9 protein-coding genes are annotated in these 12,675 nt (G+C 45.7%); 4 read left to right on the top strand and 5 right to left on the bottom strand.

Features of this window, described 5'->3' with window-relative positions:
• Positions 1-32: 32 nt before the first annotated feature.
• The 4 genes from dprA to BN161_RS03230 all read right to left on the bottom strand — a co-directional run bounded on the left by dprA (position 33) and on the right by BN161_RS03230 (position 3,425).
• Positions 33-1,151, bottom strand: a complete 1,119-nt coding sequence (gene dprA / locus BN161_RS03245) for a DNA-processing protein DprA (protein WP_044263061.1) — start codon at positions 1,149-1,151, stop codon at positions 33-35.
• A 1-nt stretch (position 1,152) separates the two neighbouring features.
• Positions 1,153-1,554 carry an acyl-CoA thioesterase gene (locus tag BN161_RS03240; RefSeq protein WP_007211574.1) on the bottom strand — a complete coding sequence of 134 codons (402 nt, stop codon included), beginning with the start codon at positions 1,552-1,554 and terminating at the stop codon, positions 1,153-1,155.
• A gap of 27 nt (positions 1,555-1,581) precedes the next feature.
• Positions 1,582-2,865: a peptidase U32 family protein gene (locus tag BN161_RS03235; RefSeq protein ID WP_044263059.1), complete on the bottom strand. Its 1,284-nt coding sequence runs from the start codon at positions 2,863-2,865 to the stop codon at positions 1,582-1,584.
• 101 nt (positions 2,866-2,966) lie between these two features.
• Positions 2,967-3,425 (bottom strand): DUF2059 domain-containing protein, encoded by a 459-nt coding sequence (locus BN161_RS03230; protein ID WP_044263058.1) that lies wholly within the window; start codon positions 3,423-3,425, stop codon positions 2,967-2,969.
• Between the two features lie 90 nt (positions 3,426-3,515).
• Between BN161_RS03230 and dusB the strand changes: the two genes are divergently transcribed.
• Positions 3,516-4,502, top strand: a complete 987-nt coding sequence (dusB, locus tag BN161_RS03225) for a tRNA dihydrouridine synthase DusB (RefSeq protein WP_044263057.1) — start codon at positions 3,516-3,518, stop codon at positions 4,500-4,502.
• A 126-nt stretch (positions 4,503-4,628) separates the two neighbouring features.
• Here the strand turns inward: dusB and BN161_RS03220 are convergent, their stop codons facing one another.
• Positions 4,629-5,111 (bottom strand): HU family DNA-binding protein, encoded by a 483-nt coding sequence (locus tag BN161_RS03220; protein WP_044263056.1) that lies wholly within the window; start codon positions 5,109-5,111, stop codon positions 4,629-4,631.
• 988 nt (positions 5,112-6,099) lie between these two features.
• Here BN161_RS03220 and BN161_RS03205 point away from each other — a divergent pair.
• From BN161_RS03205 to BN161_RS03195, 3 genes are all read left to right on the top strand, one after another.
• Complete coding sequence (locus BN161_RS03205) at positions 6,100-7,932, top strand: LPP20 family lipoprotein (protein ID WP_244436402.1); 1,833 nt, start codon at positions 6,100-6,102, stop codon at positions 7,930-7,932.
• Positions 7,933-8,399: 467 nt separating this feature from the next.
• Complete coding sequence (locus BN161_RS03200; protein WP_044263052.1) at positions 8,400-9,752, top strand: PEGA domain-containing protein; 1,353 nt, start codon at positions 8,400-8,402, stop codon at positions 9,750-9,752.
• A gap of 21 nt (positions 9,753-9,773) precedes the next feature.
• The gene (locus BN161_RS03195) at positions 9,774-12,674 is read left to right on the top strand and encodes a fibronectin type III domain-containing protein (RefSeq protein ID WP_052356161.1); all 2,901 of its coding nucleotides are present in this window, start codon (positions 9,774-9,776) and stop codon (positions 12,672-12,674) included.
• Position 12,675 lies beyond the last annotated feature (1 nt).

Here is a 12,675-nt window from a genome sequence, read left to right as displayed (position 1 = left end):
AGATATGAAAAAATATTATTCCAAGGGGTGGTTTACGTTAATAAATGATATACTCCACCCACCAATGCACGCACCACTCCCTTCATTTCCAGTTCAAAAAGCAGAGCTGTCATACGGTTCACCGGAATATTGGATTCCACTACCAATACGTTGATATGCAGGTCGCCCAAGCGTGTAAGGATGCCGACCACAAGTTCTTCTTCCTCCGTCAATTCAAGAAAGAGACTACGCTGAATGCCTTCATGTTTGGCAGGTTCCTCTTCTGTAGTCCAACCCATCGCCAGCATAAAGTCATCGGCAGACTGGATGAGAACGGCTTTATTATCACGTATCAGTTGGTTACAGCCCATAGACAAGGGATCGGTGGTACGACCGGGAACAGCGAAACAATCACGATGATAGTCTACAGCAAGGTCTGCCGTAATCAGCGAACCACCTTTGGAGGCGGATTCCACAACGATGGTTGCATCAGTCATACCAGCCACAATGCGGTTGCGACTGACAAAGTTATGCCGGTCGGGATTGGTTTCGGTGAGGAATTCGGTAAGGAGTCCACCGTTCGCCAACATATCAATGGCAGTTTTACGATGAACATAAGGATAGATACGGTCCAGTCCGTGAGCAAGGACAGCCACGGTGGAAAGGTTGTTGGCCAGGGCAGCGCGATGGGCATGGATATCGATGCCATAAGCCAGACCGCTGACTACCAGCACATCAGGATAATGAGAAGAAAGATCACGCAGGAAATCTACACAGAATTGCTTGCCATACTCTGTGGCATTACGAGTACCGACCATATTGATGACGCGAAGACGATTGAAATCGGTATGTCCTTTGAAGAAGAGGACGACCGGAGCGTCTTCACACTCGCGCAAACGGGACGGATAAGCTTCATCTTTGAGAGTCAGACAAGTGAGGCGATTCTTCTCCACGAACTCCATTTCATGTTCGGCACGCAGGAAAGCGGCAGGATTATCAAGGGCAGTGACTATAGTAGGGCTCACACCAGGTAGCAATTCAGGTAGTTCTTTACGTTGAGAAAAGACTCCGGCGGCACTTCCAATACCGTCTATTAAACGCCTTGCCCCGATATGTCCTATACCGGGGCAAAGCGTGAGGGCTATACTGCAAATTCGTTCGTCGTTGTTCATGCTAGAGGTATGCCTCAAATATCTCATCAAAAAGCTTACTGTCACTCAGTCGTCCATTCACCAGACACACCGTTTCGACTGTTGCTTTTATGACTACTTTATCATCACTCTTCCGAAAAATATCCTGATAGAAAACATACTTGATGCCTTCTTTTTTCATGTAGAGCTTGGAAATAAACTCATCACCGCTCTTCAGAGGAGTTTTAAACGCCATGTTGATACGGGCCACTACGGGGTCGACTCCCTGTTCGTGCAATCCCGCAAAACTGACACCGGTAGATAGCAGAAACTCATGACGGGTATGCTCCAGATAGTGCTGGTAATTTGCATTATTCACAATGCCTTGCAGATCACACTCGTAATCGCGCACCTTCATCTCTAACTCATAGATATACTTTTCCATATTCAATATAACTGTATCAAAAGTGTATCATCCACGTGTTTTCTCAATATCCAGTCCCTTGAACTTCTTCAGTTCTTCTGTAGAAACCAGCTTATAGAGTTTGTCACTAGGACGTATTTTATCCGCTTTCATCGAGAAGTGCTGTCCTTTCTTCACGGTTTGCACCGGTTTCAGGTCTACACGGGCTTCATCGAGCGTAGTGAATACTGCTCCTGTAGTGGGACCTGTAATCAGCAACTTGTCTCCCACATTCAGTTCGGCAGCTTCTACCAGGAACTCGGCAACACCAATATTAGAGAAGTATCTGATGCCCTTACCTACATATATCTTCCGTTCCGTAGCGGCCGATCCGTAGTTCTTCGTCCATTCTCCGAGACGTTGTCCAAGGTAATACCCATCCCAGAAACCACGATTGAATACAGTCTTCAGACGTTCATCCCATGCAGCTATCTTTTCATCTGTAAATGTGTCGTCCAGGTAAGAACGAATGGCTTCTTTGTAACATTCCACTACCGTTCGGACATACTCCGGACCACGGGCACGTCCTTCTATCTTGAACACGCGCACGCCTGCATCCAGCATCTTATTCATAAAGTGGATGGTCTTCAGGTCTTTGGGAGACATGATATATTGGTTGTCCACATCCAGTTCCACATCCGTCTCCTTATCACGCACCGTGTAAGAGCGACGGCACACCTGCATGCAGGCACCCCGGTTGGCAGAGTGGTTCATCTCGTGCAAAGAAAGATAGCATTTTCCCGACACTGCCATGCAGAGAGCACCGTGACAGAACATTTCGATGCGGATAGGCTTTCCGCCGGGACCACAGATATTCTCCTCACAGATATGACGATAAATCTCCGCTACCTGTTCCAGATTCAATTCGCGTGCCAGCACCACAACATCGGCAAATTGCGCGTAGAAGCGCAGGGCCTCCACATTCGAGATATTCAGTTGTGTACTGAGGTGTACCTCCTGACCGATCTGCCGCGCATAGCTCATCACAGCTACGTCCGCCGCAATCACCGCAGAGATACCCGCCGACTTGGCTGCATCTACGATAGTGCGCATCAATGCCAAGTCCTGATCGTAAATAATAGTGTTAACGGTAAGATAACTCTTCATGCCGTGCTCATCGCACGTCTGCGCTATTTCCCGAAGGTCTTCAATAGTGAAGGTATTAGCCGAACGGGCCCGCATATTCAGGTTTTCAATACCGAAATAGATGGAATCGGCACCTGCCTGGATGGCTGCCGCAAGTGATTCGCGCGAGCCGACAGGGGCCATGATTTCAAAGTCCTTTAAATCCATAAAATCATATATTTATGAGCTACGAGTTACAAGCCACGAGTGCCTTTCGGAACATAGCGCAGCCACTTGTAGCCTGTAACTCGTAGCTCGTAGCTTTTAACTTACTTTCCCTGTGCCTGCAATTCCTGTTGAAGTTCGGTGGCAATCTCCATTCCCAGCTTTTGTCCTATTTGCATGCCCTCAGCCATCATGGCAGGAGTAGAAGCACCCAGTTTCTTTCCGACAGGCGATTCATAGAAAGCAACAATTTTCTTCAAATCATCCAGAGTCAGATATTTCTGATAAACGGGAGCGTAAAGTTCTGCCAGCTTACTGCCAAACTTTCCTTCCCATTTCTTCTGAAAACCGTCCCAGAAAGAAGCCGATGCCGATGACTGTTGTTTCAACATAGAAATCATCTGTGGCACCATAGCCTTTGCCGATGCCATAGAACCGGATAGTTCCAGCATTTTTTCCAATGTAGCCTTGTACTCATCACTCGGTGCTTGTGCCGAAGCCGAAGGTGCAGCAACAAACAACATTGCTACACACATCACAACTAAAACCAAACCTTTTTTCATAATTCCATATTAGTTAAATAAATGAATGATACAAAGGTAGGCTTTTTTCCGTATTTTTGCAGCGAAATAATCATTTAGTTCAATCGATTCATGAAGATAGGCCACATAGACCTGGGCGAACGCCCCATATTTTTAGCTCCGATGGAGGATGTCACCGACCCTGCATTCCGGTTGATGTGCAAGAAGTTCGGTGCCGACATGGTGTACACGGAATTCGTATCTGCCGATGCCCTGATACGCTCCGTCAGCAAGACCGAACAGAAGCTGAACATCAGTGATGAGGAACGACCGGTAGCCATACAGATATACGGCAAAGATACCGAAACAATGGTGGAAGCCGCCCGCATCGTAGAAGAGGCGCGTCCGGATATTCTCGATATTAACTTCGGCTGCCCCGTGAAGCGTGTAGCGGGAAAGGGAGCCGGTGCAGGTATGTTGCAGAATATTCCCAAGATGCTGGAAATTACCCGTGCCGTGGTAGATGCCGTAAAGATACCGGTTACCGTAAAAACCCGCCTGGGCTGGGATGCGAACAACAAGATTATCGTGGAACTGGCAGAGCAATTACAGGATTGCGGCATTGCCGCACTCACCATACATGGTCGTACCCGTGCACAAATGTACACCGGTGAGGCTGACTGGACACTTATCGGTGAAGTAAAGAAAAATCCGCATATGCATATCCCCATCATTGGCAACGGCGACGTCACCACTCCCCAAAGGGCAAAGGAGTGTTTCGATCTTTATGGAGTGGATGCCATCATGATAGGCCGTGCCAGCTTTGGCCGCCCGTGGATATTCAAGGAGGTGAGGCATTATCTGGAAACGGGTGAGGAGTTGCCACCACTAAGTGCCGGGTGGAAACTGGGTGTGCTGCGCCAGGAAGTGGAAGACAGCGTCAATCTGCTGGATGAAAGAAGAGGAATCCTGCATGTACGTCGCCATTTGGCAGCAAGCCCGCTATTTAAAGGAATACCTAACTTCCGGGAAACGCGTATTGCTATGCTGCGGGCGGAGACGAAAGAGGAATTGTTCCGCATATTCGATAGTATAGAGGGGACTCTATTCCCTGTGTAATGATACATTTCAGGCACGGACTGTATGGATAAATACACTGACTTCTTTTTATTGTCAGCGAAGCCCCATGTTGTCCATGCCTGAAAGAAAAATAATAAAGGCTTCAAATGCAAGCCTCAGAAACGCTTAGCCCAGCGGATTCTCATCTAGATTGCCACCACCGGAACCGCCTTGATTTCCCGAACCGTCGGCTGAGCCGTTAGTAGAGTTGCCACCCCACTCTTCCCAAAAGATATTGGTATCTACCATGGAACGGGTAGTCACCTTCTTGCTGCTATTGCGGCGTACTTCAGGAATAAAACGAACACGAACACCGGTAATCTGAGAGGCGCTCACCTTGTCGGCCGACTCAACCCCATTTTTATTAGTAGCAGCCGTATAATAGAATGTACCTACGCCATCTATTTTTACGGTACGTCCTTGAGCCATATAGTCGCCCAATACACCTCCCAGATTTTTCATCACTGCATAGGAATCACCCGGAGTTACAGTGGAAAGTTGTGATAAACGAGCAGCAACCTGATCGGTATCAACCGGTTTACCTACGGTAATAGCATGTGGATACCATAAATTGTTGATTTTCTGTTGATTCTTCTTAAAAAATGCCATAATAATAATAATTTTAAATTGTAAATTGTAAATAGATTCATGTTATTTCATCTCAGTCAGAAAAACTAAAGGTTATTACTGTGAGGCCTCAACAGTTATGCCTTTTGTTTGTCTTAAATTCGATGTTGCAAAGTTAGGGTGGAAAAGCAATGAATACAAGAAAAGGCCCTCTACCGCGTATTTACCTAATCAACTAGAAAACAATATATTACAAAAACGCTTTCTCTACAAAGAACAGAAAAGGAAATTTCAACAAGATTATAGCAAGTGGCTCCATCTCTACAATAGAAAAAGGTAAATCACTAGAAACAAGGATATTAGTTTTTCAAGGTCTCTACAATGGCGGAGAAATATCATTTCAGCGCTATCCAACTATCAAATATAAAATATAAAAACATCCAACATTCACCCACAGCGTTCAAATATAACTTTTTTTTACGCAAAATCTTTTCTCCGGGAAATGAATCAAAGGACAAGAAAAACGGCCTCATAACATCTTCTGAGAGGGGGTATAAAAAGGTAACGACTGAATAGGGATGAAGTAACGACTGAATGGCAATGAGGTAACGACCGAACCATAATGAAGTAACGACTGAATCAGACTCACTCTACAAGACTATTTGCAGAATCCTGAGCGCCTTCACTTTTGTCTTCATTTTTTAAAACTTTCAGATAAGCACACCCATCACACCGGCGACATGGGCACTATACACCGCACCGGCATATACCAATGAACCGGCATGGCAAAGAGATTGTTCATAATTCAGCAACATCTTATCGGCGGGGCTTGAGCAAGCTGTCAGACACAGAAGCAGGGTTAGGATAAAGAAAACGTAAAATTGTCATCATCATTCAATGTTTGTTTGTCATGGAGTGCAAAGATAATACTTTCTACGGAAGAAATATCCCGCAATCAATACAAAAAATAACTGACTAACTGAGTTATATTATAGAAAAAGTTTCTACTTTTGCAAAGAATTGAAACAACATGAAAAGCAACAACATGAAAAGGAGCGCATTTATCATCGTTACATTCTTATTTATTGCCCTTGCCGCTAAAGGACAATCAATTGAAGAAATACAAACCAGCAAAGACTACATCTGGGGTACGGGAAACGCCGCTAGCCTGAAGAAAGCCGATAATGAAGCACTTGCAGCACTCATCAGCCAGATCTCCACCAACGTATCTTCCAAGTTCGAGCAACTGACCGAAGGCGGAACGGATGGTGACAAGGCAACTGTGGACGAAACGTTCAAATCTGTCATCAACACCTACTCGCGTGCCACACTGAACAATACCCGCCGCATCGTGATACAAAACGAACCGGAAGCCGTCGTCATGCGCTATATCAAAGTAGCCGAAATACAACGTATCTTCGACGGACGGAAGACAAAGATACTCGATTTTGCCCAGGAAGCCGTCCGCGCCGAGAAGAAAGCCCAGGTGGCCGACGCCCTGCGCTACTATTATTGGGCACTCGTCCTGCTGCAGAGCTATCCCGACGGCAATTTCCTCACCATGAAGGATGAGGAAGGCAAAGACCTCTTACTCACCACCTGGATTCCCAAACAGATGAACGACATCTTCTCCAATCTGAAAGTAAGCATGGAAAGCACCCATCTGGACGGTGATCTGAAAACCATCAATCTCAAAGTGCTCTACAAAGGACAGCCCGCCCGCAACTACGATTACACTTATTTCGACGGTCGCGACTGGTCCAATATCTTCTCAGCCAAAGACGGCACAGGCATCGTGGAACTTCCCGTACTTGCCAACGCCCGCAATCTGCAACTGCGCACCGAGTATATGTTTGAAGGTGAAGCCAATATCGACAACGAACTGTCAGAAGTGATGGGAACCGTCAACCCCATAGCCATGCGCAACTGCGCCTTGAAACTGGAAGGGGAAGAGCCGAAACCCGGCGAAGAGAAGACCGAGGAAGCCTTAATGGCAGAGTCAGACAGTGCCACCACCACAAACAGCGGTATGTATTATCTGTCCACCATGGAATCCGCAGCCTACGACGACACCATGAAGAAAGTGGAAAAAGCTATTCGCACACGAAATTTCACCGATATGCAATCCTTATGTACCGAAAGCGGATACGATATGTTCAACCGTCTCATCAAATACGGACAAGGCAAAATCATCAACGAACCGGAATTCAGATTCTTAGAGTGCAATGGGGAAGTAACTTGCCGCAGTCTGCCCATGAGTTTCAAGTTCAGCAACCAACGTACATTTGTAGAAGATGTAGTGTTCACTCTGAACAAGGAAGGCAAGATAGACTGCCTATCCTTTGGCCTCAACAAACCTGCCGTAGATGATATCATGAACCAGACATCTTGGAACGATACCGTGCGCAACGTACTTATCAACTTCCTCGAAAGTTATAAGACGGCTTATGCCTTGAAGCGCTACGATTATATCAACAGCATATTCTCTGATGACGCCTTGATTATCACCGGTTCAGTACTGAAGCATACCGTCGCCAACGAGGGACAGCCCATAAGTAAGCAAGCCGTAAAGTATACCCGCCAGACAAAATCAGAATACATGAAGAAATTACAGCATATCTTCCGTAGTTCGGAATTCATCAACCTCCGCTTTGCCGACAACCAAGTTCGTAAGTCAGGCGTAGGAGGTGAAATCTACGGCATTCAGATCAAGCAGGATTACTTCTCGTCCAGCTACGGAGATACGGGCTATCTGTTCCTGATGGTAGATTTGAATAACCCCAAAGAACCTGTAATTCACGTCCGCACGTGGCAACCGGAAAAAGACCCGAACTTCGGGCTGATAGATTTGAGCCACTTCTAACCATAATACCCTTTAGACGGAGACGTAGCATCTATATATCCAACGTTAAAGATATATAGATGCTGCACGTCCGATATATATATCCGGCATGTCCAATCTATATATCCGGCAGAATATACAGGCACATGATCAACTTATTAAACCACTAATTTCCTCTCCAGTTTTTTATCTCACAACAAGGAAACAGTAAAATAGTAGGATAAGACAGTGTTGTCACGGAAAACCGTTACAAATAAAACATTTTACTAACATCTTTTAATTATTTGGATGAAAAAAAGAATAACCGGACAAAATTATATATATATTTGTGTCGAAGAATATTAAACAACATTTTACACACTTAATTTATGGGTCAACATTACACATTATGTATGTACACATGCACTGTCATGAGTATATGTTGTTAGTACTATCTATTATTTACTTCTTAGCGAAACAACAAATAACTCATAATAATATTCACAGTCATGGTACACAAACAATTCAAGTATCTAATGCTGCTGCTACTCATTCTGCCCAATATCATGGATACAGAATTACATGCGCAACAAAGCAAAATCAGTGTGGCCTCTTTCCAACGTATGGAAAGCGACCTAACCGCTCGCGTCACCGCTCCCAAGCGTGACCAAAATGGAGAGATATGCGCTCTTATACGCATTGTAACTAACGTAAAGGACTTCATGTTCGAGCCCGATGCCCTGGGTATTACCGCACGTGAAAACAAAACCGGAGAGATATGGCTCTATGTCCCTCGCGGCGCACGGCGTATTTCTATCCTGCACGATCAGTTGGGCATTATGAGGAACTACTTCTATCCGGAAATTATTGAGAAAGCCACTGTTTATGAAATGGTGCTCAATACCGGAGACAGGGAGGACAAACCTGTGGTAGAAAACAACATGCAATTCCTTGTATTCCGTCCGGAACCCGCAACTGCCAACATCTATATCGACGATGAACTGGTGCCCGTAGAAAACGGACTTTTCAATGCAACCATGCCCAAGGGCGAACATACCTACCGGGTAGAGGCCCCCATGTATCAACCCGATGCAGGTGTCATCCAGTTAGGTAACGAGCCAGTGACCAAGAGTGTAGCGTTGAAACCTAAATTCGGCTATATGGAAATCTTCTCTTTGCCTGAACAGGACGCCAATGTATATCTGGACAGTGTATTGGTAGGCAAAACACCTTATCGCAGCGACCGTATGGCTATAAAAGAATATAAGGTACGCATCGAAAAACAAAACTATTTCCCTATAGACTCCACACTGAGAGTGACGGCCGGAGAGACCGTACGCCCCACTTTCCACATGGAATCTACCATTAAGCCCAAGGAACCGCGCAAGATGATCCTGATGGCACAAGCCGGTTTTGGAGGAGGAGGACAAACCTCTTTCGGAGGTATGTTAGGTTTTACCCGCAAGAACGGTTTTTATGCCGCTTTCCGCAGTGACTTCAATTCCGTAAAGACAGTGGGAGAATGCGATGACAGCCAACGCACCTCCACCGGAGAATCCATTATCTATAAGCCGGGAATAGTAGAAAAGTCAGTGCTCACCATTACAGCAGGATATCTGCGCCGATTGAGCAAACCACTCTACGGATATGTAGGTGCCGGTTACGGAAGCCGTACGTTAGCATGGCTTGCCGATACGGATGACAATGAGAGCTGGTATAAGAATACCGACCATAGCCCGACAGGAGTAGCTGCAGAACTGGGTGCTATCCTGCGCCTGAAAGGAATAGCCCTTTCCGTCGGCTTCAACACCATCAACTTTAAATACCACCAGGTAACTGCCGGTGTGGGTCTCATTTTCTAACGAATCAAACATTCAACCATCATGAAACAAATTATAAAACTCACAGCTTTTCTCGGCTGTCTAATACTCATCATTGGCAGTTGCGAGAAAGACACAGAACCCACATGGGTAGCACCGGAGATGACTCTGGAAGTGGTAGCACAAAGCGATATCACCCGTAAAGAAGCTACCTTGCAGGGAAGCATCGGAAAAAACGAGCTGGACATAACAGAATGTGGATTTGCCTATTCTAAGACAAAAGCATTGCTCGAAAAGAAAGTATTCACTGATAATAATGTAACGAAAGTACCCGTTGAAAACACATCAGGTACTTGCCGGGTAAAGTTGGAAGGTCTTGAACCGGGTACCAACTACTTCTACTGCATCTACATCACTTGTGGTAATACCACCGTGATCAGTGCAGATATACTACAATTCTCTACCACAGCAAACAACGCCCCTGAACTGGCTAAAGTAACCATGATTTCCGAAGCTGACAATCAAAGTTTGTCAGTCCAAAGTTCCATAGTATCCATCGGGGCGGAATCTATCACTCTTTGTGGCTTTTGCTATGCCAAAGGAGCCGATAAAGACCCCACACTGGCAGACCTGATGGCAACTATTCCCGAGAATGAAATGCCGGATCTAAGCCTGGCTAATAAAGAATTCAGCATTACAATCGATGGTCTGGAAGCTTCTACAGATTATACTGTCCGCGCTTATGCCATGAATGATGCCGGTAGTGTAGGCTATGGCGAAAAGACCGTACTAAGAACAGCCAATGCCGAAAAACCTACCGTACGCACTTATGAAGACGCTGACGTCAGAGGTGACTACGCCGTAGTAAGCGCTGAAATTACCGATGAAGGAACAGCCAAAGTCACTACCCGCGGTTTCTGCTGGAGCAGTACCAATGCATCGCCTATGCTAGGAGCATGTGAGGGTAATGTTGAGGTAGCTCTTAATGACAGCAAAATATTCGCCTCGGAAATCACCGGATTGAAAGAGGGGACTACTTACTACGTACGCAGTTATGCCATCAATGAAAAAGGTACCGGATACGGAAATAAAATAACCATTACCACCACCAGCGTAACCAAAGCTGAAGTAACCCTTTCTAAGGTTTACAACATCACGACAACAACCGCGCAATTGGCCGCATCGGTAGCGAACACCGGTAACGGTACAATAACCGAACGTGGATTCTGCTGGAGCAGTACCAGCCAGAATCCGGAGATTGGAGCCGCAGGTTGCGAATCCCACGCCATCGAAGGCACAGACTTCACGTTCGTACTTACCGATCTGAAAGCCAACCAAACCCCTTATTGGGTAGTAGCTTATGTAAAGAATGATAAAGGCGTTTCCTATTCCGCACCAGAAAACTTCAAGACGTTAGTGCTCGACGCCCCCGAACTGGCTATGCCCACCATACCGCAAGCCAACATTACGACGTCAAGCGCGGTATTCAACAGCTCTATCGTCAGCAATAACAACTCTGATATTATAGCTAAAGGATTCTGCTGGAGCAGTACCAAGAATCAGCCGACTATTGAAGACAGTTCGCAACCTGTAGAAGGAAACACTTTCTCACTCCAAGTAAAAGATCTGAAGTTCGGAACTACTTATCATGTACGAGCCTATGCAACCAACGGAGTAGCCACCGGATACAGTGAAAGCGTCAGCTTCACTACCACCAGTATATCAGCTCCGACACTGAACCATATAGCCGTGAGCGATGTCACTGACAGCGGAGCCACGCTCACATCTACAATTACCAGTAGCAACAACGGCACAATTTCGGAAAAAGGATTCTGTTGGAGCACCAGCAATAGCAACCCTACCATTGACGATTCCAAACAATTGGTGGAAGACAACACCACCACATTCAGTTATAAATTGTCCAAATTAGCCAATGGTACACGCTATTATGTACGTGCGTTTGCAAAGAACGAAGCTGGAATCAGTTATACATCATCTTCTGATTTCACTACAATTGCATTGAATGTACCGAGCCTGTCCATGCCTATGGTAAACTCAGTTACCATCAACTCCGCATACGTTTTCAGTTCCATCAATGATAATGGTAATTCCGTCATCACAGAAAAAGGTTTCTGCTGGAACACTACGGGAAAAGCTCCCGACTTGAAAACGGATTCTTCAAAACCCGTAACCGGCGAACAGTTCAACCTTACCATTACCGGACTGGCGTTCGGAAAGACTTATTATGTGTGGGCCTATGCGAAGAATAGCGTAGGGACAGGTTTTAGTGAAATGCAGACATTCACTACAACCAACATAACCCCTCCGAATATGTATTCTACGGACATCACAGCAGTCACTACGACAAGTGCTACATTGTCCACAACTATTTATAGCACGAACAATGGTACCATCAGCCAGAAAGGTTTTTGCTGGAGTGAGACAAATTCTGAACCGACTATCAGTGACACTCATAAAGACATCACAACAGATGGCAACACTTTCTCACACTCTTTGACAGGATTGCAACCGGGCGTAACCTATTATGTAAGAGCATATTCTAAGAACGAAGCCGGATTGGCCTACAACAGTATGACTTCTTTTACCACTACAGCGACCTACGAACCAAGTATAGGTGATTTGTCTGTAAACGAAATCACACTGAACAGCGCTAAAGCTACCGCGCGCATCAATAGCAACGGTAATCTCACCATAACCAAAGCCGGCTTCTATTGGAGTAAAACAAACAATACCCCGGGTGCAGCAGACAATGTTAAGGAATGGAAGGACCCAACCAATAATCTGTTGACATTCGAAATGACCGAATTGCAAGAGAATACGACTTATTATATCCGAGCATTTGCCACGAATAGTAAGGGTACAGTAGTTACCAGTACCTATACGTTCACCACTCCTATCAACCCGATACCGGGCGATGATGATATGGAAAACCCCGGTAATTAAT

Origin of the sequence: Bacteroides timonensis (assembly GCF_000513195.1) — a bacterium.
Classification (GTDB): Bacteria; Bacteroidota; Bacteroidia; order Bacteroidales; family Bacteroidaceae; genus Bacteroides; species Bacteroides timonensis.
Note: the sequence above shows the minus strand (reverse complement) of the source record. Positions and strands in the feature narration are given on the sequence as shown.

Bases quoted from the DNA above. Each gene is read 5' to 3' on its own strand.
- BN161_RS03235 (WP_044263059.1), bottom strand. From the start codon at position 2,865: ATGGATTTAAAGGACTTTGAAATCATGGCCCCTGTCGGCTCGCGCGAA.
- BN161_RS03200 (WP_044263052.1), top strand. From the start codon at position 8,400: ATGGTACACAAACAATTCAAGTATCTAATGCTGCTGCTACTCATTCTG.
- BN161_RS03205 (WP_244436402.1), top strand. From the start codon at position 6,100: ATGAAAAGCAACAACATGAAAAGGAGCGCATTTATCATCGTTACATTC.
- dprA (WP_044263061.1), bottom strand. From the start codon at position 1,151: ATGAACAACGACGAACGAATTTGCAGTATAGCCCTCACGCTTTGCCCC.
- BN161_RS03220 (WP_044263056.1), bottom strand. From the start codon at position 5,111: ATGGCATTTTTTAAGAAGAATCAACAGAAAATCAACAATTTATGGTAT.
- BN161_RS03240 (WP_007211574.1), bottom strand. From the start codon at position 1,554: ATGGAAAAGTATATCTATGAGTTAGAGATGAAGGTGCGCGATTACGAG.
- BN161_RS03230 (WP_044263058.1), bottom strand. From the start codon at position 3,425: ATGAAAAAAGGTTTGGTTTTAGTTGTGATGTGTGTAGCAATGTTGTTT.
- BN161_RS03195 (WP_052356161.1), top strand. From the start codon at position 9,774: ATGAAACAAATTATAAAACTCACAGCTTTTCTCGGCTGTCTAATACTC.
- dusB (WP_044263057.1), top strand. From the start codon at position 3,516: ATGAAGATAGGCCACATAGACCTGGGCGAACGCCCCATATTTTTAGCT.